We start from the raw sequence: 22,440 nt of genomic DNA, 5'->3' as shown, positions 1-22,440 counted from the left end.
TGGGCGTCCAGGTTGATAAGTGAATTGCGTACGGGTCCGGCGGACCAAAAACGCTGGGCATTATAAGCATTTTTTCGCCTTGCCGGGTGACCGGCCAGGTGGCCCGTCGAACCGTTTGGCCGCTGGGGCCTAGCGCTGACGCGGGTTTGCGGCATACAGCAAAGGAGCAGCGATGCTTGGACGTTTCGGCATGGATGCCGGTTCACTCTTGGGGGTGGAAATTGCCCCCGACTCCGTTCGGATTGTGCAGCTGCAGCGACGCAAGGGGCGTTGCCAGGTCGCGGCCTGGGCGCACGAGCCGTATGAACCGTACAGTGGGGCTGATTGGGCGAGCGACCCTGCCCGGCTAGTGGCTGCGTTGCGCCGTGCCTGCAGGCGCAGCGGCAGTCGGCAGCGGCGCGTTGCGGTGGCGCTGCCGGCAAATCAGGTGATCTGCAAGGTGTGCCAACTGCCGACGGGCCTGAGTGAAGCCGATATCGAAGCCCAGTTGCTGGCTGATGCGGATCGCCTGTTTCCATTTCCGCTTGATGATCTGGCGCTGGACTTTCAGTTGCTCGGGGCCTCCGAGGCCCAGGCCGATTGCCAGGAGGTCATGGTGGCTGCCTGTCGCCAGCGTGCGCTGGAGCCCGTTGAAGCCCTGCTTGATGCAGCCGGACTGCAGGCTGAGGCGATGGAGGTCGACAGTATCGCGTTGCAGCGGATGTTGCCGCAGGGCGCGCTTGCGGGTTCGGCATTGCTGCGCATCGAAGCGCAAGGCGCGACGCTGCATTGTTGGCGGCAGGGCATGCCCGCGCAGCGCCGCGAAGTGCACCTTGGCCAAGCACTTGGCCAATGGCCGGCGCTTTTGGGCGACGACAGTCAACTGGAATGCGTGCTGGTCGCCGGCAGTTCACCGATCGAGCAAGCGTGGCTGGATAACCTGAGTGCAGAGGTGAAACTACCCTGCCGGCCCCTGCCTTCTATTGCCGGGTTGGAGCCTGGTGGGGGCGAGATGCTCTTGGCATGCGCCTTGGCGCTCGGAGGCATGCAGCCATGATGCGTCTGAACCTTTTGCCCTGGCGCGAGCGGCAGCGCCGGTCGATGCTTCGGCGCTTTCAGTGGATGTTGCTTGGCAGTGCGGCGCTGGCCCTGTGCGCCGTGATGCTGATCGATCAACTGGCACGCCAACGTGCGCAGCAGCAAGGGTTGAACACTGTTAGCCGTCACTCCGCCATTGCGCTGCTGGATGAACAGTTGGAGCAGCACGCTGAAGTGCGTGCCGCCCACGATGCTGCCCAGGCACACGCTGCGGTGTTGGCCAGCCTGCGTGCCGATCAAGGTGTATTCCCCGCGTTGCTTAGCGACCTGGAGGCCGCATTGCCTGCTGGTCTGCAGCTCACTGAACTCACGTTGGTAGGCGGCCGTTTGCAGGTGACCGGCCAGGCCGCGTCCGGTGCCGTGGTCGCTCAGTTCATACGCGACCTTGAGCGGTCCGCGGTACTGCAAGGCCTGGAGCTCAAGCGTGTGAAGCACCTGCCTTCGGGCGAAGAGTTTGTCCTGGCAGCGCGTGTGTCGGCGTTTTGGTCGTGAATGCAGCCTGGTGGGTGAGCTGGCAAGGCATGGCCGAACGTTCCGCTCGCTTCAGGTGGGGCGCTTCAGTCGGTCTGGGTGTGTTGGTACTGGCGCTGGGGTGTGGGCTACGCCTGCCGGAGTTGCGGCACGCCCAAGGGCAAGTGAATGCACAGTATGAGCAGTTGAGCGAGGAACATTCGGCCAAGGCAGCCCAAGTGCGGGAGCTGGCACGCATGCGCGCTGCGCTGGCCGCCACACAGCAGGCGCTGCACGTTGCCCGGTGGCGTCTCGCCGCTGGCGAGGGCATGAGTGACCTGCTCGATTCGCTTGCCGCCTCAGGGCATGAATTTGGCCTGCTGTTCGAGCGGCTCGATGTGCATGAGGCGGTGGAGCAGGCGCACTACCGAACCATCCCCCTCGATGTTCAGGTGGTGGGCCGGTATGCAGCACTGCGCCTGTGGTTGGATGAATGGCTTGGGCAGCTGCGGCTGCTGCGCGTGAGTGACCTGAGCATGAACGAAGTCGATGGGCGGCCTGGATTGTTGCGCGTTCGTCTGAGGGTTCACGCGCATCATGCCGATGCTACGACGCCGGCCGTTGCGTCGTTGGCAGATTTGCCCGCTCGGGCAGCGCCCGTGCCGCCATTGGTCGATCCGTTCTCCGCAGCCCCGGCGAACGTGGCACCTGGCGAATTGGGCCGTGTGCCCTTGGCGCAGCTGGAAATGGTCGGGAGCCTGGCGCAAGGCGGCGCGCATGAAGCGCTGTTGTTGTCTGCAGGCCAGTTGTATCGCGTGCGCCTGGGCGATCGGCTCGGGCGCGATGAGGGTGTTGTGGTGCACATCGACGAGCAGCGGGTCGACGTGCGCGAGCGGTGGTTCGTGGCGCGTGAGTGGCATGAGCGCACAGCCGTACTCACCCTCCGAAAACCCCTGGACCAGGAGGTCATGGACAAGGATGAAAAGGCTATGGATAGCGGCGGCGTTCGTCTTGTCGATCCCGCTGGCGACGGCAGCCCCCACTCGGGGTGAGCCACTGTCGCTGAACTTTCAGGATGTGCAGGTGCGCGCCGTATTGCAGGTGCTGGCAGACCATGCCGGCGTGAACCTGGTTGCCAGCGATTCGGTGCAGGGCAATATCACCTTGCGGCTTCAGGATGTGCCCTGGGAGCAGGCGCTGGATTTGGTGCTGCGCAGCAAGGGCCTGGCCCGGCGTGAAGAGGGCAATGTGCTGCTGGTGGCGCCGGCGGCGGAGCTTGCTGGGCAATCACTCGACGCCCGACTAGGCCAGGCGCTGGATGCGCAATTGCAACCGCTGCAGCGTGAACTGATGCCGATCCACCATGCCGTAGCCTCCGAGCTCGCAGAGCTGTTGCTGGCAACCCTGGCAGACGACGGCATCCTCACTGGGCGAGGCAGTTTGAGCGTTGATGCGCGCACCAATACCCTGGTGGCCTACCAGCCCGCTGACCGCCTTGCCGAGCTGCGCCACCTGGTGGCGCAGCTGGATGTGCCGGTGCGTCAGGTGGCGATCGAGGCACGCATCGTCGAGGCCAATGTCGATTACGAAAAGAGCCTTGGGGTGCGTTGGGGTGGGCCCTTGTACGGTGAGAACGTAAGGCCAGGCAAGGAGCTGTTCGTCGACCTTGGGGTGGAGCGTGCCGGCTCCAGCGTCGGCCTGGGCCTGCTGCGTGGCGGCATCTTGCTAGACCTTGAACTCAGCGCCATGGAAAAGAGCGGCAATGGCGAAATCATCTCGCAGCCCAAGGTGGTCACGGCCGACAAGGAAACGGCCAGGATCCTCAAAGGTACCGAGGTGCCCTACCAGGAAACCAGCAAGAGTGGCGCCACGTCCGTGTCGTTTCGCGAAGCGTCCCTGTCGCTTGAAGTCACCCCGCAGATTACCCCGGACAACAAGGTCATCATGACGGTCAGGGTGACCAAGGACGAGCCTGATTACGTCAATGCCTTGAACAACGTACCGCCGATCCGCAAGAACGAGGTCAATGCCAAGGTTCGCGTGGCGGACGGCGAAACGATCGTTATCGGTGGCGTCTACTCGACCACGCAAAACAATGTGGTCGACAAGGTGCCATTTTTCGGCGATCTGCCGTATGTTGGGCGGCTGTTTCGACGCGATGTATTACAAGAGAAAAAATCCGAGCTGCTGGTCTTCCTGACTCCGCGTATCATGAGTGACCAGGCGATTGCTGTGAGTCGTTGATTCTGTGCGAAATTTGATACTTGTGGGGCCAATGGGCGCTGGTAAAAGCACCATTGGACGCCTATTGGCCAAAGAGCTGCGCCTGCTGTTCAAAGATTCCGACAAGGAAATCGAACTGCGATGCGGCGCCAACATCCCGTGGATCTTCGACAAGGAAGGCGAGCCGGGCTTCCGTGACCGTGAGCAGGCGATGATCGCCGAGCTCTGCGGGCTCGACGGCGTAGTCCTGGCCACCGGCGGTGGCGCGGTAATGCGCGATGCCAACCGACAGGCGTTGCGCCAGGGCGGCCGGGTGATCTACCTGCATGCTTCGGTGGAGCAGCAGGTCGGTCGCACCGCACGTGATCGCAATCGCCCCCTGTTGCGTACCGCCAACCCGGAAGCGACCCTTCGCGCCCTGCTCGAAGCGCGTGATCCGCTCTACCGCGAGATCGCCGACGTGGTCGTTGAAACCGACGAGCGGCCACCGCGCATGGTGGTGATCGATATTCTCGAACGCTTGCAGCAGTTGCCGCCCCGATAAGCCGGGACTATTCTCGGCCTCCAGCGCCGAGGCGAGGTTCAACTTACCGCGTGCGTCGCCCAAGCGGCGCCGCGCCCAAGTACATTGTGGGGATACATGCAGACACTAAAGGTCGACCTGGGCGAGCGTAGCTACCCGATCTACATTGGCGAAGGCCTGCTGGACCAGCCCGAGTTGCTGGCGCCGCACATTGCCGGGCGGCAGGTCGCCATCGTTTCCAACGAAACCGTCGCGCCTCTGTACCTCGAACGCCTGGCCAAGACCCTGGGTGCCTATTCGGTGCTGCCCGTGGTGTTGCCTGACGGCGAAGCCCACAAGAACTGGGAAACGCTGCAATTGATCTTCGATGGCCTGCTCACTGCCCGGCACGACCGTCGCACCACCGTGGTGGCCCTTGGGGGCGGCGTGATCGGCGACATGGCCGGCTTTGCCGCTGCCTGCTACCAGCGCGGCGTCGATTTCATCCAGGTGCCGACCACCCTGTTATCCCAGGTCGACTCCTCGGTCGGCGGCAAGACCGGCATCAACCACCCGCTTGGCAAGAACATGGTCGGTGCCTTTTATCAGCCCAATGCGGTGCTGATCGACACCACCAGCCTCAAGACCCTGCCGGCGCGTGAGCTGTCCGCAGGCTTGGCTGAAGTGATCAAGTACGGCCTGATCTGCGACAAGCCGTTCCTCGCTTGGCTCGAGGACAATATGAAGGCCCTGCGTGCCTTGGACTCCACGGCCCTGACCGAAGCCATCCGCCGTTCCTGCGCAGCCAAGGCTGCGGTGGTCGGTGCCGATGAGCGCGAATCCGGCGTGCGGGCGACCCTGAACCTTGGGCATACCTTCGGCCATGCCATCGAAACCCATATGGGCTACGGCGTCTGGCTGCACGGCGAAGCCGTGTCGGCGGGCACGGTGATGGCCCTGGAAATGTCCATGCGGCTCGGCTGGATCGACCAGGCCGAGCGCGATCGCGGAATCCGCCTGTTGCAGGATGCAGGTTTGCCGGTGGTGCCACCACAGGAAATGACCCCGGCGCATTTCATGGAGCACATGGCGGTCGACAAGAAGGTGCTCGACGGGCGTCTGCGTCTGGTGCTGTTGCGCCAGATGGGCGAGGCCGTGATCACCGACGACTATCCGAAAGAGATTCTTCAGGCCACGCTGTCGGCGGATTACCGCGCGATCGTGGCCCAGCTTTGAGGTTGTGACAGCGCAATGACCAGTTTGCATGCCGATGAGGCCTTTCTCGACCATTACCAGTTGAGCCACGATCCGTTCGCGCCCCGCGTGCCCGGCTTCAAATTCTTCCCGGCACAGCGCAAGCCTGTGCTGGGCCAGCTGCATCACCTGGCCCGTTACAGCCAGCTGATGCTGGTGGTCACCGGCCCCCTGGGCAGCGGCAAGACCTTGCTGCGCCAGGCCCTGGTGGCCAGTACCAACAAGCAATCGGTGCAGAGCGTCGTGGTTTCTGCCCGTGGCGCCAGCGATGCGGCCAGGGTGCTCGCCCAGGTCGCGCAGTCGCTTGAGGTCGCCCAGCCTGAGGTCCAGGCCATACTGTCGAAGGTGGTGCAACTGGCGCTGACCGGGCAGGAAGTGTATTTGCTGGTGGACGATGCGGAACAACTCGACGAGTCGGCACTCCAAGCGTTGCTGGAGCTGGCGGCGGGTGTTCCGGAAGGGCGCCCGCACGTGTTCCTGTTCGGTGAGCCGTCGCTGATCGCCGGGCTGGATGAGCTGAGTATCGAGGAAGAGCGTTTCCACGTTATCGAGCTCGCCCCCTACAGCGAAGAGGAGACCCGCGAGTACCTGGAGCAGCGTCTGGATGGCGCCGGCCGGGGCATCGAGGTGTTCACCCGCGAACAGATCGTCGATATCCATGAACACTCCGACGGTTGGCCTGGCACAATCAACCAGGTCGCCCGTGACACTTTGATCGAAGCCATGATCGCCAGCCGTTCGACGGCCAAGCGACCATCCATGGGGTTGAAAATGCCTAAGAAACATGTGCTCGCGCTGTCCGCTGTGGTTGTGGTCGCCGTTGCTGCCGCGGTTCTCATGCCCAAGAAAGGCGACAAGGCACCTGCCGAGGTGCCGGCTGCCCAGGCTCAATTGCCATTAGGTGAAGGCCAGCCGGGCGCCGCCCAGGCCAATAATGGCAACCCGGCCATCGAGTTCTCCGGCTCGTCGCAGCCGATGCCACTGCCGCTGGTAGGGCAGTCGCAGCCGGTGATGCGCGAACCATTGGCCCAGGCCGCTGGCATGGGGGATGGCGAAGAGGGCAGCCCGGCCGGCAATACCGCGCTGCAGCCTGGCAACCCGCCGACCGTGACCACCATCGCACCGCCGCAAGGCGTGCCTGCCGGCCCGGCACCGACGCTGTCGAAGCCGACTGCCAGTGCACCGGTTCAGCCGGTTGCGCCTGCGCCAAAGCCCGTCGCAACCCAGCCTGCAAAACCGGTTGCACCTGCTAAGCCTGCGCCTGCGCCAACCCAGGTCGCCACAGCCAAGCCAGCTGCCAAGCCTGTCGAGAAGCCTGCGGCTACCGGCAGCAGCGGTGGTGGCTGGTATGCAGGCCAGAAACCGGGCAATTACGTGGTGCAGATCCTCGGCACCAGCTCCGAAGCCTCGGCCCAGGCCTTCGTCAAAGCCCAGGGTGGCGACTATCGCTACTTCAAGAAAAACCTGCAGGGCAAGCCGCTGTATGTCGTGACTTACGGCAGCTTCGCCAACCGTGACGCAGCGGTTGCGGCAATCAAGAACTTGCCAGCGAAGGTCCAGGCTGGTAAACCTTGGCCACGTACCGTCGCCAGCGTCCAACAAGAGCTGGCCACGGCCCGCTGATACCTGCCGGGCGGCACCACCCCGCCGCCCAGTTGCTGAGCGAATTCTAGCTTTCGACTAGCCTGCTGCGCCCGAGCGCGGCAGGCTTTTCTGTCCCAGGCTGCCGGCCACAAGCCTCTCTTGCAGTCATGGCTGAAACGCTTCAGACTCGAGCCAAGCCGCTATCACGGCGCATGGCGCAAAAACATTCAAATTTGCGACATAAATTTTCAATGGTGAGACATGAAAATTTGTGGGCATCGCTGTCGCTGTGCAACAATGGTTTTCCATGACCACCGCAAAAAAGCTGGCGTTTGATCGGCGTGGATGGTAAGTGGTTGTTAAAAAAGAGATTTGCCTCCGTTGAGAGGTGAACCTGGTGAGAAAGTGTCTATGAAAACAGGTCTGTACCATCCCGAAGAATTCAAGGACAACTGTGGTTTTGGCCTGATCGCCCATATGACGGGCGAGCCAAGTCACCACCTTCTGCAAACCGCCATGCAGGCACTGACGTGCATGACCCACCGCGGCGGTATCAACGCCGACGGCAAGACCGGTGACGGTTGCGGTCTGCTCATGCAGAAGCCCGATCAATTCCTGCGGGCCGTGGCCCAGGAACAATTTGCCGTCGAGCTGCCCAAGCAGTACGCCGTCGGCATGGTGTTCTTCAACCAGGACCCGGTCAAAGCAGAAGCCGCCCGCGCCAACATGGACCGCGAGATCCTCGCCGCTGGCCTGAAGCTGGTCGGCTGGCGCAAGGTGCCGATCGACACCCGCGTGCTGGGTCGCCTGGCGCTGGAGCGCCTGCCGCAGATCGAACAGGTGTTCATCGGCGGTGAAGGCCTGAGCGATCAGGAATTCGCCATCAAGCTGTTCAGTGCCCGTCGTCGTTCGTCCGTGGCCAACGCCCACGACACCGACCACTACATCTGCAGCTTCTCGCACAAGACCATCATCTACAAAGGCCTGATGATGCCGCGCGACCTCGCGGCGTTTTATCCAGACCTGGGTGACGAGCGCCTGCAGACCGCGATCTGCGTGTTCCACCAGCGCTTCTCCACCAACACCCTGCCGAAATGGCCGCTGGCGCAGCCGTTCCGGTTCCTCGCCCATAACGGCGAGATCAACACCATCACTGGCAACCGCAACTGGGCCATGGCCCGTCGCACCAAGTTCGCCAATGACCAGATCCCTGACCTCGAAGAACTCGGCCCGCTGGTCAACCGCGTGGGCTCCGACTCGTCGAGCATGGACAACATGCTCGAGCTGATGGTCACCGGCGGCATCGACCTGTTCCGCGGCGTGCGCATGCTGGTACCGCCGGCCTGGCAGAACGTCGAGACCATGGACGCCGACCTGCGCGCCTTCTACGAGTACAACTCCATGCACATGGAGCCGTGGGATGGCCCGGCCGGTATCGTCATGACCGAAGGCCGCCACGCGGTGTGCCTGCTCGACCGTAACGGCCTGCGCCCGGCACGTTGGGTGACCACCACCAATGGCTACATCACCATTGCGTCGGAAATCGGCGTATGGGACTACAAGCCTGAAGACGTCATTGCCAAGGGCCGTGTCGGCCCGGGCCAGATCTTCGCCGTGGACACCGAAACCGGCCAGATCCTCGACACCGACGCCATCGACAACCGTCTGAAGTCGCGCCATCCGTACAAGCGCTGGCTGCGTCAGCACGCCACGCGTATCCAGGCGACCTTGACCGACGACCAGGGCGCGGCCAGCTACGATGCTGACCAGCTCAAGCAATACATGAAGATGTTCCAGGTCACCTTCGAAGAGCGTGACCAGGTGCTGCGCCCGCTGGGTGAGCAGGGCCAGGAAGCGGTCGGCTCGATGGGTGACGACACGCCGATGGCTGTGTTGTCGCAGCGCGTGCGTTCTCCGTATGACTTCTTCCGCCAGCAGTTTGCGCAGGTCACCAACCCGCCGATCGACCCGCTGCGCGAAGCGATCGTCATGTCGCTGGAGATCTGCCTGGGCGCCGAGCGCAACATCTTCCAGGAGTCCCCGGAGCACGCCTCGCGGGTCATCCTCAGCTCGCCGGTCATCTCGCCTGCCAAGTGGCGCTCGCTGATGAACCTGGAGCGTGAAGGCTTCGACCGCCAACTGATCGACCTCAACTACGAGCAAAGCGTCGGCCTGGAAGCGGCCATCCGCAACATCGCCGACCAAGCCGAAGAAGCGGTGCGCAGTGGCAAGACTCAGCTGGTGCTGAGCGACCGTTACATCGCCCCGGGCAAGTTGCCGGTGCACGCTTCGCTCGCCGTGGGTGCCGTACACCACCGCCTGACCGAGCAGGGCCTGCGGTGCGACAGCAACATTCTGGTCGAAACCGCTACCGCCCGTGACCCGCACCACTTCGCTGTGCTGCTGGGCTTCGGTGCCTCGGCCGTCTACCCGTACCTGGCGTACGAAGTGCTGGCCGACCTGATCCGTACCGGCGAAGTGCTGGGCGATCTGGACGAGGTGTTCAAGTATTACCGCAAAGGCATCTCCAAGGGCCTGCTGAAGATCCTGTCGAAGATGGGCATCTCCACCATCGCTTCGTACCGGGGTGCGCAGCTGTTCGAAGCCATCGGTCTGGCCGAGGAAGTAGTCGGCCTGAGCTTCAAGGGCGTGTCGAGCCGCATCAAGGGTGCGCGTTTCGAAGACCTGGAAAGCGACCAGAAGCTGCTCGCCGCCGAAGCCTGGAGCGCGCGCAAGCCTATCCAGCAAGGTGGCCTGCTCAAATTCGTCCACGGTGGCGAATACCACGCCTACAACCCGGATGTGGTCAACACCCTGCAGGCGGCTGTGCAGCAGGGCGACTACGCCAAGTTCAAGGAATACACCTCGCTGGTCGACCAGCGCCCGGTGTCGATGATCCGCGACCTGCTCAAGGTCAAAGTGGCCGACCAGCCGCTGGCGATCGAGCAGATCGAACCGTTGGAGGCCATCCTCAAGCGCTTCGATTCCGCCGGTATCTCGCTGGGCGCTTTGTCGCCAGAAGCCCACGAGGCGCTGGCCGAGGCCATGAACCGCCTGGGCGCGCGTTCCAACTCGGGCGAGGGCGGTGAAGACCCGTCGCGCTACGGCACCGTGCGCAGCTCCAAGATCAAGCAGGTGGCCACCGGCCGCTTTGGCGTGACCCCGGAATACCTGGTCAACGCCGAAGTGCTGCAGATCAAGGTAGCCCAGGGCGCCAAGCCGGGTGAGGGCGGCCAGTTGCCAGGCGGCAAGGTCAACGGCCTGATCGCCAAGCTGCGCTACGCGGTACCGGGCGTGACCCTGATCTCGCCACCGCCGCACCACGATATCTACTCGATCGAAGACCTGGCCCAGCTGATCTACGACCTCAAGCAGGTCAACCCGCAGGCGCTGGTCTCGGTCAAGCTGGTCGCCGAAGCAGGCGTGGGTACCATCGCCGCCGGCGTGGCCAAGGCCTACGCCGACCTGATTACCATCTCGGGCTACGACGGCGGTACCGGTGCTTCGCCACTGACCTCCATCAAGTACGCGGGCGCGCCGTGGGAGCTCGGCCTTGCCGAAACCCACCAGACCCTGCGCGGCAACGACCTGCGCGGCAAAGTGCGGGTGCAGACCGACGGTGGCCTGAAAACCGGCCTCGACGTGATCAAGGCGGCCATTCTCGGCGCCGAGAGCTTCGGCTTCGGCACCGCGCCGATGATCGCCCTGGGCTGCAAATACCTGCGTATTTGCCACCTGAACAACTGCGCCACCGGCGTCGCCACCCAGAACGACAAGCTGCGCAAGGACCACTACATCGGCACCGTCGACATGGTGATCAACTTCTTCACCTTCGTCGCCGAAGAGACCCGCGAGTGGCTGGCCAAACTGGGTGTGCGTAGCCTGGGCGAGCTGATCGGCCGCACCGACCTGCTCGACATCCTGCCAGGCGACACCGAGCGCCAGCAGTACCTGGACCTGTCGCCGCTGCTGGGCAGTTCGCACATTCCGGCGGACAAGCCGCAGTTCTGCGAAGTCGACAAGAACCCGCCGTTCGACAAGGGCGAGCTGGCCGAGAAGATGGTCGAAATGGCCATGCCGGCGATCCGCGACCAGTCCGGTGGCGAGTTCAGCCTCGACATCTGCAACTGTGACCGCTCCATCGGTGCACGCATCTCGGGTGAGATCGCCCGCTTGCACGGCAACCAGGGCATGGCCGCCGCGCCGATCACCTTCCGCTTCAAGGGGACTGCGGGCCAGAGCTTCGGCGTGTGGAACGCCGGTGGCCTGAACCTGCACCTCGAAGGCGACGCCAACGACTACGTCGGCAAAGGCATGACCGGTGGCAAGGTCACCATCGTGCCACCTGCCGGCAGCCCGTTCGAAACCCAGCACAGCGCCATCGTCGGCAACACCTGCCTGTACGGTGCCACTGGCGGCAAGCTGTTCGCCGCCGGTACCGCGGGCGAGCGCTTCGCTGTGCGTAACTCTGGCGCCCACGCTGTTGTCGAGGGCACTGGCGATCACTGCTGTGAATACATGACCGGCGGCTTTGTCTGCGTCCTGGGCAAGACCGGTTACAACTTCGGCTCTGGCATGACCGGCGGCTTCGCCTACGTGCTCGACATGGACAACAGCTTCGTCGACAAGCTCAACCATGAACTGGTGGAAATCCAGCGCATCAGTGGTGAAGCGATGGAGGCGTACCGCAGCCACCTGGCGCGCGTCCTTGGCGAATACGTGGACGAGACCGGCAGCGAGTGGGGGCGTGAGCTCTTCGAGAACCTGGACGACTACGTGCGGCGCTTCTGGCTGGTCAAGCCGAAGGCGGCCAACCTCAAGCAACTGCTGTCCAGCACCCGTGCCAACCCGCAGTAACAACAGCTGCAAGTGGCAAGCCTCAAGCTGCGAGTAAACGCAGTGCGAGGTTTGCCGGACCCAAGTGATCGACTTGCAGCTTGCGGCTTGTAGCTTGCGACTGCGGTAAAGAGGTTTTGAAAAATGGTTGAACGTCTGAGCAACGACTTCCAGTTCATCGAAGTGGGGCGTAAAGACCCAAAGAAAAAGCTGCTGCGCCAGCGCAAGAAAGAGTTCGTCGAGATCTACGAACCCTTCAAGCCGCAGCAGTCCGTGGAGCAGGCGCACCGTTGCCTGGGCTGCGGTAACCCGTATTGCGAATGGAAGTGCCCGGTGCACAACTTCATCCCCAACTGGTTGAAGCTGGTGTCCGAGGGCAACATCCTGGCGGCGGCAGAGCTGTCGCACCAAACCAACACCCTGCCTGAAGTGTGCGGCCGTGTTTGTCCGCAGGACCGCCTGTGCGAGGGTGCCTGCACCCTGAACGACGGTTTTGGCGCGGTGACCATCGGCTCGGTGGAGAAGTACATCACCGACACCGCTTTCGCCATGGGCTGGCGCCCAGACATGTCCAAGGTCAAGCCGACTGGCAAGCGTGTCGCCATCATCGGTGCCGGCCCGGCGGGCCTGGGCTGTGCCGACGTGCTGGTGCGCGCCGGCGTGACCCCGGTGGTGTTCGACAAGAACCCGGAAATCGGTGGCCTGCTGACCTTCGGTATCCCCGAGTTCAAGCTGGAAAAGACCGTGCTGAGCAACCGCCGCGAAGTCTTCACCGGCATGGGCATCGAGTTCCGCCTGAACACCGAGGTGGGCACCGACATCACCATGGAGCAGCTGCTGGCCGAGTACGACGCAGTGTTCATGGGCATGGGCACCTACACCTACATGAAGGGCGGCTTCCCGGGCGAGGACCTGCCGGGCGTGCATGACGCGCTGGACTTCCTGATCGCCAACGTCAACCGCAACCTGGGCTTCGAGAAATCGCCGGAAGACTTCGTCGACATGCAGGGCAAGAAGGTCGTGGTGCTGGGCGGTGGTGACACCGCGATGGACTGCAACCGCACCTCGATCCGCCAGGGCGCCAAGTCGGTGACCTGTGCTTATCGTCGTGACGAGGCCAACATGCCGGGTTCGCGCAAAGAGGTGAAGAACGCCAAGGAAGAGGGCGTGAAGTTCCTCTACAACCGCCAGCCGATAGCCATTGTCGGTGAAGACAAGGTCGAAGGCGTGAAGGTGGTCGAGACCCGTCTCGGCGAGCCGGACGCCCGTGGCCGCCGCAGCCCTGAGCCGATCCCGGGTTCTGAAGAGATCCTGCCGGCCGATGCCGTGGTGATCGCCTTCGGTTTCCGCCCGAGCCCGGCGCCGTGGTTCGAGCAGCATGGTATCCAGATGGACAGCCAGGGCCGCGTTGTTGCGCCGGAAAAGGGCAAGTTCAAGCACCAGACCAGCAACCCCAAAATCTTTGCGGGCGGCGACATGGTGCGGGGTTCGGATTTGGTGGTAACGGCCATTTTCGAAGGCCGCACGGCCGCTGAAGGTATCCTGGATTACCTGGAAGTCTGATTGAATGCTGGGGCTGCTTCGCAGCCCTTTCGCGACACAAGGCCGCTCCTACAGGGAATCGCGTTTCCGGTGTAGGAGCGGCCTTGTGTCGCGAAAGGGCCGCGAAGCGGCCCCAGGTTCCTCCAGGCTGTAGCGTTTTGTATACAAAATTGCTTGATCCAAGGCACCCAATAGACAAAACGCATGGCCTTGGCCGTGCCTTTTGTGCTGGCGTCTGAGAAAATGCCCGCACTTTTTTGCCGGATGCCGACATGACTGCCCTGAAGAACGATCGTTTCCTGCGTGCACTGCTCAAGCAACCCGTAGACGTCACCCCGGTCTGGATGATGCGCCAGGCTGGCCGTTACCTGCCGGAGTACCGCGCCAGCCGTGCCAAGGCCGGTGACTTCATGAGCCTGTGCATGAACCCGCAGTTCGCCTGCGAGGTCACCCTGCAGCCGCTGGACCGCTACCCACTGGACGCGGCGATCTTGTTCTCGGACATCCTCACCATCCCCGATGCCATGGGCCTTGGCCTGTACTTCGAAACCGGCGAAGGCCCGCGCTTCAAGAAAGTCATCAGCACCCCGGCCGACATCGAGGCACTGCCGATCCCTGATCCGCAGAAGGACTTGGGCTATGTGATGGACGCCGTCAGCACCATCCGTCGCGAGCTCAACGGCCGTGTCCCGCTGATTGGCTTCTCGGGCAGCCCATGGACCCTGGCCACTTACATGGTCGAAGGCGGTTCGTCCAAGGACTTCCGCAAGACCAAGGCCATGGCCTACGACAACCCGCAAGCCCTGCACCTGTTGCTGGACAAGCTGGCCCAGTCGGTCACCAGCTACCTCAACGGCCAGATCCTGGCCGGTGCCCAGGCTGTGCAGATCTTCGACACCTGGGGCGGCAACCTGTCGGCGGCGGCCTACCAGGAGTTCTCGCTGGCCTACATGCGCAAGATCGTCAGCGGGCTGATCCGCGAGCACGACGGGCGCAAGGTGCCGGTCATTCTGTTCACCAAAAACGGCGGCATGTGGCTGGAAAGCATCGCCGAAGCCGGTGCCGATGCACTGGGCCTGGACTGGACCTGCGAGATCGGCGATGCGCGCCGCCGTGTCGGTGACAAGGTTGCGCTGCAGGGCAACATGGACCCAACCGTGCTGTACGCCAAGCCCGAAGCCATCCGCAAGGAAGTGGCGCGTATTCTGGCCAGCTACGGCAAGGGCACCGGCCATGTGTTCAACCTCGGCCACGGTATTACCCCGGAAGTCGACCCAGAGCACGCCGGTGCGTTCATCAACGCCGTGCACGAGTTGTCGGCGCAATACCACCAGTGATTTGATGCACTGCACAAAAAACCCGGCCTTGATGCCGGGTTTTTTGTATTAAGTTTGAATTCAGCGATCGTCGTTAATCTGGTCCCATCGAAACCGAAACAGGACCTGATCTTATGAAAGCCCGTTACCTCGCCCTGATCCTCGCCCCTTTGTTCAGCACCGCCGCACTGGCAGCGGGCTACACCGGCCCGGGCGCCCAGCCGGTGACCACCGTGGCCGCTGCCAAGGACGCCGCCGATGACACGCCGGTGGTGCTGGAGGGGTATGTGACCAAGAAGATCAACAACGACGATAAGTACGAGTTCAAGGACAACAACGGCACGATTACCGTCGAGATCGACAATGAAGACTTGCCGGCTACTCCGTTCAATGAAAAGACCAAGGTCAAAATCACCGGTGAGGTGGAAAAACACCTGATGAGCCGGGAAGTGGATGTCGACCTGGTAGAAATTGTTAACTGAATCAGCAAGAGCAAACTGACTAGTTCGCTAGCTTATTCCTACATATCGGTGCCGGACGCGTCTTTAGACTTTGGTACGTCTGTCGGGAGTTGCCGCTCCTGACCGCTCATCCAAGCGTCCGGAGTGCCCGATGAATACAAGAAAAAACCTGCGTAAATTAGTTGCCAGTAGTGCCTGGGTGGCTATTGCTGGGGCTGGCCTGCATGTGCAACTGGCCAATGCCCATGGCTATACCTCTAACCCACCCTCCCGCGCGTACGCCTGTCAATCGGGCTTGAACAGTGGCTGTGGTCCAGCCATGTACGAGCCGCAATCTGTCGGTGAAGGGCCTAAAGGCTTCCCGCAACGCGGGCCCGCCGACGGTAAGATTGCGAGTGGTGAGCTCACCAGTTTTGCCCTGCTCGATGAGCAAACGGCCGGCCGTTGGCATTTGACGCCCATTCGAGATAGGCAAGTCGCGTTCGACTGGTACTACGCAGTTGGGCATAAAACCACTAAGTGGGAATACTTCATCACCAAACCCAACTGGAATCCGAACGTGGCGTTGAGCCGCGAGGCATTCGAGTTAACGCCATTCTGCGAGGTCGATGGCCAAGGCAAACCTGCTCGGGGAGAAGGCCAGCCCATGACAGGCCCGGCCCTTGAAAAGCATCAGTGCACGCTGCCGGCTGACCGCACCGGGCATCACGTTATTCTGGGTCTCTGGACCATTGACGATACCGCAGCTGCTTTCCATGACGTCATGGACGTGGATATCCAGGCCGAGGGCGGACCCGCGCCAGAATGGCCGCACGTAGGCAGCATCAATCCAAATCGGCACTTGCAGGTCGGCGACAAGGTCAAGGCCCGAGCCTTCGTGGGTACGTCGGAAAGCCCGCAGTACAGCGTCAGCATTGACATTGAACATGCCGAGGAGGCCAAAAAGGATAACTGGTCGCTCAAGCTCGCCAAGCGCATCAATGAGACTCAGAACCTAGTACAAGCCGGCCGAATCGGTAGCGAAGGCATCATCAAGCCGATGCCGGGCATCAATAACATCTATGCCAAACCAGAAACCGAAATCACGAGCTATCAACTGGAGATCGAAGGGACACCGGTGGACGATAGCTACCTTCACCTGCATGGCCTCAAGCCTGACTATACCCTGACCGACGGCAAGACCATCCTGGACTTCACCGTCATGACCAACCGTCAGTTGCAGCTCACTACTCGCCTGTTTGACGCCGCCAATCAGCAGGTCGGCTTCGTTGAGCAGGACGTCGATGCCACTACCAGCCCAGTTGCAGTACCGGTCGAAAGTACCGCAGGCGAGCACCTGCTCAAGGTCGTAGGCGTCAACAAAAGCGGTCGCGTACTGCTGCAGGAAGAGCGCACGGTCCAGTTGAAAGCCGCAGGCAGCGAAGGCTACGACTTCGAATTTCCGCAGTCGATCGCCAGCTATAAAGCCGGCACGCGGGTCCTGCAGCCCAAGACCGGCGACGTCTTTGAATGCAAGCCGTTCCCCTACGAAGGCTGGTGCAAGACCTATTCGGAAAGTGCCACGCAGTATGAGCCTGGTGTAGGCAGCCACTGGCAAGACGCCTGGATCAAGCGATAAAGGAGTTGGCCCTGGCAGCCCGTGATGGGCTGCCAGGCCAGCCTGGGTACTTTCAATGCATGAACACAAGTATTGCTGGCAGCAGGTGCTGTTGCACTGGGTCTCTGCCGTGGTGATCGTCTGGGCGCTGGTCAGTGGCTTTTACGTTGCAATTTTCGATGTTGAGCCCACTACTGCCAGCCTCATTGGCTTCGTCAACGTCAGCCTGACGACCCTTTTCATTCCCCTGTTCCTGGTGCGCTGGCTGGTTCGCTTGTTTAAACCCAGGCCAGGCGCTGTACATGATGACCCCGCCGGGCAGTTGATCGCCCACCTGGTTCATGAAGGCCTTTATTGGGTGACGGCCGTGGTGCTGTTGTCCGGCGTGCTGATGATGGACGGGCCAATCGACGTATTTGGCTGGTTTACCTTGGCCCCCCTGTTGAGCGATTGGTTCTGGCTGGCCGCGTGGTCGAAGCTGCACATCGTGGCGAGTTCTCTGTTGGCACTGGGCGTGTTGCTGCACGTTGGTGCAGTGGTTTTCCATGAGCTCAGCGGGCGACGCGTATTGCGTCGGATGTTGCCTTGAACCCATGAAACGCTCTTCCTATCTGCCCTGGATTGCAATGCTGCTGGTGGCTGTGGTCATCCTGGGCGTGCGTGAAATGGCGCGCCCAGGTATCGACGCATCTGCTGTGCAGGCACACGCGACCACTGCGCCACCTGCACCGGAGCAGCCCCTGTCCACTGCAGCGCTGGCGCTGGCATTTGGTTTCAGTGCACCTGGCCAGCAGTCCTCGAACCAAGCCGGCATCGTGCTCAAGGCGTGCTTTGTTTCCAGCCGCGGCGATGCCTGGGCGCTGGTGGCTAGCCGCGAGGGCGAAGGCGTGCACCGGGTTGGCGACAGGCTTGCGGGCGGCAGTGTGCTAAGGCGCATCGGTGTGCGTTCCATCACGCTCTGGGTCGATGGCCGTGAGGAAGTCGTAACGCTGTCTGGCACTCACACCACGCTCTTCCACCCCACTGGTAACACGGCCACCCCCGGCCGTGTCGCTGCTGATTCACCCCGCTTGTTGCGGGAGGTGCAATGACTTTCAAACGATACCTGCGCGTTGCGACGTTCGGTGCCTGCATGACCCTGGCCAGCCCGCTGATCTTGGCTGATGAGCCTACCTGGCAGTTGGCAATGAGCGACGCCGATGTGCGTGATGTGGTGCGCGAGGTAGGGGCGATCCTCGACCAGACGATCGTGCTCGACCCGCGTGTTCAAGGCCGTATCACGGTACTGTCCAATCAAGCGCATGACCGCGAGGGCATTCGACGGCTGTTTTACTCCGTGCTCAATGCCCAAGGTTTTGCTGCAGTCAACGACGGTGATCGGCTGTTGGTGCTGCCGGCCAGTGAAGCCAAGGCCTGGGCCAACCAACAGGTCGATGCGATCCCTTCGGCATTCACCACACGGGTATTCACCCTCTCCGGCAGCATTGCCGCTGACCTGGCCGGGCTGCTGCGGCCGTTGGTATCGAGCAACGGTTACATCGGCCCGTCCAGTTCAGCCAATGCCCTGGTGGTTACCGATTCGGCTGCCAACCTCGATCGCCTGCAAGCCCTGGTTGTGCAACTCGACAGCGGCCAGCGGCACGACTACGAACTGGTGACCCTGCGCACCGCCCAGGCCAGTGACGTGCTGCCGGTGGTCGAAGCGTCTGCGGGCGGCCCGGACAGCGGTGTTCGGGTGCTGCTCGACCCGCGTGGCAATCGTCTGTTGATTCTCGGCCCGGCAAAGGCTCGCCAACGCCTGGCGCAACTGACCAACGACCTCGATGCCCCTGCGCCTGCGTCATCGCAAAACTGGCGGGTGGTGCGTCTTCAGCATGGCAACGCCGAGCAATTGGCCGAGGTGCTGGGTGAAGTCGGCAAGCGCCTGGATGGCAAGGCGGGCACGGAAAGCTTGGGCCAGCCGCTGGCGGCAGGGGCCATGGTCAAAGCCGATACCAGCCAGAATGCGTTGGTGCTGTTAGGCGAGCCTCAGACCTTGGGCAGCGTGGTACAGATTATCCAGCAGCTGGATCAGCCTCGTGCGCAGGTGTTGATACATGCGGCAATCGTCGAAGTCAGTGGCGACATCAACGAAGCCTTGGGGCTGCAATGGGGCGTCGATACCGGGAGCGTGAAGGGCGGGGTGACCTTCCCTGACAGCGGTACTTCATTGGCGAACCTGTTGGGGCCGGAGAAGGCCTTGCCCAGCGGCGCGGCGCTGGCGATAGGCTCCGACCGCTTCGGGCTGCTGGTCTCCGCGCTGGCCAGCAATAGCCGGAGCAATCTGCTCTCAACCCCAAGCCTGCTGACCCTGGACAACCAGGAGGCACACATCCTGGTGGGCCAGAACGTGCCCTTCAAGACCGGCTCCTACACCACAGCGGGCAGCGGCGCGGACAACCCGTTCACCACCGTCGAACGCAAGGACATCGGCATCAGCCTGAAGGTCCGCCCGCACATCAATGAAGGCCGCAGCCTGCGCCTGGAAGTCGAGCAGGAAAGCTCCGAACTGGCGCCGAGCACGGTCGAGGGTGACCTGATCACCAACAAGCGAACGCTCAAGAGCACCATCCTCGCCGCCGATGGCGAGATCATCGTGATTGGCGGTTTGATCAAGGACAGCATACGTACCGAGCAGCGTGGTGTCCCTCTGCTTAGCCGCATACCGTGGGTGGGCGGGTTGTTTCGCTGGACCCGGGACACCCAGGAAAAGACCAACCTGATGGTATTCCTGCGGCCAACCATTTTGCGTGGTGAGGCTGAGCTGATCGAAGCAGGGCGCCGGGCGTATGACGACGTGCGCGCAGCCGACCCTTCGAACGTGCCGCAAGACCCTCAGCGCCTGTTCGATGTCCGCCGCCTGCCCACTGTCGAGGAGGCCGGCTTGTGAGTGAGTTGTTGCCGTTCCACTTCGCCCGGCGCCACGGCGTCCTCCTGGCCCAACAGGCCGCCAAGCCCGCTTTGCTGATGCGCGATAACGCATCGCTGGATGCGCTGTCAGAGGCGTTGCGCCTGGTGGGCAACCACTGGCCGTTGCGCCTGGTGGATGAAGGCGAGTTTGCCGCGCAGCTCGCCCTTTGCTACGGCGGCGCGCAGGATGCGGCGCAGACGGTGATCCAGAGGCTCGACCAGCAAATCGACCTGACCCGCCTGGCTGAGGCGTTGCCGCAGACCAGCGACCTGCTCGATCAACAGGACGACGCGCCGATCATCCGCTTGCTCAATGCGTTGCTCAGCGAAGCCGTCAGGTCGCGCGCCTCGGACATTCACCTGGAAACCTTCGAGCAGCAGTTGCGCGTGCGCATGCGCATCGATGGGGTCCTGCGTGAAGTGCTGACGCCACCAAGGGCGCTGGCCGCGTTGCTGGTATCGCGAATCAAGGTCATGGCTCGCCTGGACATTGCCGAAAAGCGTGTGCCGCAGGACGGTCGCATAAGCCTGCGCCTGGCAGGCCATGAAGTGGATGTGCGGGTGTCGACCTTACCCGCTGCCCATGGTGAGCGGGTAGTGCTGCGCTTGCTGGACAAACAGGCGGTGCGCCTGGACGTGGAACACATGCAGATGCAGGCGTCGGTGCGCCGTGGGTTTTTGGGCATGCTGGAAAAACCCCACGGCATTTTCCTGGTGACCGGGCCGACCGGCTCCGGCAAGACCACCACGCTTTACACGGCGCTCTCGGTGCTCAACCAGACGTCGCGCAACATCCTCACCGTCGAGGACCCCATCGAATATCACCTGCCCGGCATCGGCCAGACGCAGGTCAACACCAAGGTCCAGATGACCTTTTCTCGCGGGTTGCGGGCCATTCTTCGCCAGGACCCGGACGTGGTCATGGTGGGTGAGATCCGCGACCGGGAAACCGCCGATATCGCCGTGCAGGCCTCGCTGACAGGGCACCTGGTGCTCTCGACCCTGCACACCAACAGTGCCCTGGGGGCCATTACCCGTTTGGCGGACATGGGCGTGGATACCTGCCTGCTGGCGTCTTCCCTTGCCGGTGTCATGGCCCAGCGGCTGGTGCGGGTGCTGTGCCCGCACTGCAAGGTCGCCTACGCAGTGGACGACGCTACGGCGAATGCCCTGGGCAACCCCGCGACGTTACCCACGCAACTGTATAAGGCCGCAGGGTGTATTGAGTGCCAGTTGGGCTACAGCGGGCGCGTGGCCTTGCACGAGATGGTCGTGGTCAACCCCGCACTGGCTCAGGCCATTCACGGGCGTGCCTCGCAGGCGCACATGCGTGAGCTGATCCGCAGCGATACGCCGAGCCTGTTCCAGCATGGCGTCGAGCGTGTGTGCCTTGGCCAGACCAGCGTCGAGGAACTGCTGCGCGTGACGGGCCAGGACTGAGCATGGCCGTTTTTCGTTAACAAGCCCAGAGCGCTGCCGGCGCCCGCCAGCGCGGCATGTTGGACGCCACCAGTGCGCGCCAGGCGCGGCAGCAATTGCGTGAGCAGGGGCTGGTGGTCTTGACGATTGAGGCGCAACGGCGATCGCCCTTTGCGTCCGTGCGCAGCAGCAACCGCTTGAACCTCGCGCGTCGTTGCCTGTTGACCCGGCAACTGGCGACCTTGCTGCAGGCGGGCATGCCGTTGACCGAGGCCCTGCACGCAGTAGCGGTGCAGAAGCACCAGCGTCAAGTCAGGCAGGTAATGCTAGGCGTGGCCGAGCGTGTGGCCGAAGGCAATACCTTGGCCGACGCGCTGGCGCGCTACCCCTCGGCCTTCCCGGTGGTGTATCGCGCAACGGTCGCGGCAGCCGAGCGTTCGGGTGACCTGGCCGGTGTGCTCGAACGCCTGGCCGGGCATGGCGAGAACCAGCAGGCCCTGCGCCAGAAAGTCCAGCTGGCGATGGTCTACCCGCTGATCCTGATGATCGTATCGCTGCTGGTCGTAGGGTTTCTGCTGGGCTACGTGGTGCCTGACGTGGTGCAGGCGTTTGCCCGCGACCATGCCCAACTGCCCCTGGCAACTCAAGTACTGATCGCCCTCAGCGATGCGACCGGCCGCTACGGCCTGCTGGCCGTGGTGCTGTTGTTGGTGCTTGCGGCGGTGATTGCCCTGGCGCTTCGTGCGCCAGCAAGGCGGCGGCATTGGCATGCGATTGCGCTGCGCCTGCCGGGTTTTGCGGAGCTGGTCCGCACCAGTGACGCCGCGCGTTTCGTCAGCACCCTGGCGATTCTGGGCAGAAGCGGCGTGGTGCTGGTCGAGGCCATGAGCATCGGCGCCGGGGTGGTCGGCAACCTGGTGTTGCGTGAGCGTTTGCAAACGGCCGCCCGCGAGGTCGCCGAAGGCGCGTCCCTGGCCAGCAGCCTGGCGCGCAGCGAGGCATTGCCTGCACTGATGCTGCACATGATCGCCAGCGGCGAACGGGCAGGCGAACTTGAAAGCATGCTCGAACGCGCCGCCGACCTTCAGGAAAAACAACTCGCCGGGCGGATCTCGCTTCTGGTGAGCCTGTGTGAGCCGCTGATGCTGCTGATGATGGGTGGCATCGTGCTGTTCATCGTGTTGGCCATCCTGCTGCCCATTCTCAACCTCAATCAACTGGTCAACTGAC

Annotated in this window: 16 protein-coding genes and 1 pseudogene; all 17 read left to right on the top strand. The window is 62.8% G+C overall.

Translation table 11 applies throughout. The features are described 5' to 3' along the window. Positions 1–172 precede the first annotated feature (172 nt). Positions 173–1,036 (top strand): type IV pilus biogenesis protein PilM, encoded by an 864-nt coding sequence (gene pilM / locus HU764_RS24265; protein ID WP_186702452.1) that lies wholly within the window; start codon positions 173–175, stop codon positions 1,034–1,036. Beyond that, on the top strand, positions 1,033–1,569 hold the full coding sequence (locus HU764_RS24260; RefSeq protein ID WP_186702451.1) for a PilN domain-containing protein: 537 nt from the start codon (positions 1,033–1,035) through the stop codon (positions 1,567–1,569). Before pilM ends, HU764_RS24260 begins: the two co-directional genes overlap by 4 nt. Positions 1,570–1,598: 29 nt before the next feature. Beyond that, entirely contained in the window at positions 1,599–2,579 is a 981-nt protein-coding gene (locus tag HU764_RS24255; protein ID WP_189662476.1) for a pilus assembly protein PilP, read from the top strand. Next, positions 2,506–3,771 (top strand): type IV pilus secretin PilQ, encoded by a 1,266-nt coding sequence (locus HU764_RS24250; RefSeq protein ID WP_186677028.1) that lies wholly within the window; start codon positions 2,506–2,508, stop codon positions 3,769–3,771. The genes HU764_RS24255 and HU764_RS24250 overlap by 74 nt, the downstream gene beginning before the upstream one ends. Positions 3,772–3,775: 4 nt before the next feature. Beyond that, positions 3,776–4,294, top strand: a complete 519-nt coding sequence (gene aroK / locus HU764_RS24245) for a shikimate kinase AroK (protein WP_186677042.1) — start codon at positions 3,776–3,778, stop codon at positions 4,292–4,294. Positions 4,295–4,390: 96 nt separating this feature from the next. Next, positions 4,391–5,488 (top strand): 3-dehydroquinate synthase, encoded by a 1,098-nt coding sequence (gene aroB, locus HU764_RS24240; protein WP_186677045.1) that lies wholly within the window; start codon positions 4,391–4,393, stop codon positions 5,486–5,488. A gap of 15 nt (positions 5,489–5,503) precedes the next feature. After that, complete coding sequence (locus HU764_RS24235; protein ID WP_186702449.1) at positions 5,504–7,129, top strand: SPOR domain-containing protein; 1,626 nt, start codon at positions 5,504–5,506, stop codon at positions 7,127–7,129. A 372-nt stretch (positions 7,130–7,501) separates the two neighbouring features. Beyond that, positions 7,502–11,947, top strand: coding sequence for a glutamate synthase large subunit (gene gltB / locus HU764_RS24230; protein ID WP_186677047.1), 4,446 nt, complete (start codon positions 7,502–7,504; stop codon positions 11,945–11,947). 123 nt (positions 11,948–12,070) lie between these two features. Beyond that, positions 12,071–13,489, top strand: a complete 1,419-nt coding sequence (locus HU764_RS24225) for an FAD-dependent oxidoreductase (protein ID WP_186702448.1) — start codon at positions 12,071–12,073, stop codon at positions 13,487–13,489. A 251-nt stretch (positions 13,490–13,740) separates the two neighbouring features. Next, positions 13,741–14,805 carry a uroporphyrinogen decarboxylase gene (hemE, locus tag HU764_RS24220; protein ID WP_027592362.1) on the top strand — a complete coding sequence of 355 codons (1,065 nt, stop codon included), beginning with the start codon at positions 13,741–13,743 and terminating at the stop codon, positions 14,803–14,805. Positions 14,806–14,918: 113 nt separating this feature from the next. Continuing rightward, complete coding sequence (locus HU764_RS24215; RefSeq protein ID WP_186677061.1) at positions 14,919–15,266, top strand: YgiW/YdeI family stress tolerance OB fold protein; 348 nt, start codon at positions 14,919–14,921, stop codon at positions 15,264–15,266. Positions 15,267–15,396: 130 nt separating this feature from the next. Continuing rightward, positions 15,397–16,863 carry an N-acetylglucosamine-binding protein GbpA gene (gbpA, locus tag HU764_RS24210; protein ID WP_186702447.1) on the top strand — a complete coding sequence of 489 codons (1,467 nt, stop codon included), beginning with the start codon at positions 15,397–15,399 and terminating at the stop codon, positions 16,861–16,863. 55 nt (positions 16,864–16,918) lie between these two features. After that, positions 16,919–17,431, top strand: a complete 513-nt coding sequence (locus HU764_RS24205; RefSeq protein ID WP_186702446.1) for a cytochrome b — start codon at positions 16,919–16,921, stop codon at positions 17,429–17,431. 4 nt (positions 17,432–17,435) lie between these two features. Then, entirely contained in the window at positions 17,436–17,933 is a 498-nt protein-coding gene (locus tag HU764_RS24200; protein ID WP_186702445.1) for a hypothetical protein, read from the top strand. Then, positions 17,930–19,771 carry a type II secretion system secretin GspD gene (gene gspD / locus HU764_RS24195; RefSeq protein ID WP_186677085.1) on the top strand — a complete coding sequence of 614 codons (1,842 nt, stop codon included), beginning with the start codon at positions 17,930–17,932 and terminating at the stop codon, positions 19,769–19,771. The genes HU764_RS24200 and gspD overlap by 4 nt, the downstream gene beginning before the upstream one ends. After that, positions 19,768–21,231 (top strand): type II secretion system ATPase GspE, encoded by a 1,464-nt coding sequence (gspE, locus tag HU764_RS24190; protein ID WP_186677087.1) that lies wholly within the window; start codon positions 19,768–19,770, stop codon positions 21,229–21,231. The genes gspD and gspE overlap by 4 nt, the downstream gene beginning before the upstream one ends. A 20-nt stretch (positions 21,232–21,251) precedes the next feature. Continuing rightward, positions 21,252–22,439 (top strand): annotated as a pseudogene (gene gspF, locus HU764_RS24185) (type II secretion system inner membrane protein GspF); the annotation flags it as partial. Position 22,440: the final 1 nt, after the last annotated feature.

The organism is Pseudomonas kermanshahensis, assembly GCF_014269205.2.
GTDB classification, from domain to species: domain Bacteria; phylum Pseudomonadota; class Gammaproteobacteria; order Pseudomonadales; family Pseudomonadaceae; genus Aquipseudomonas; species Aquipseudomonas kermanshahensis.
The sequence above is the reverse complement of the archived record's forward strand: the minus strand, read 5'-3'. Positions and strand labels throughout refer to the sequence as shown.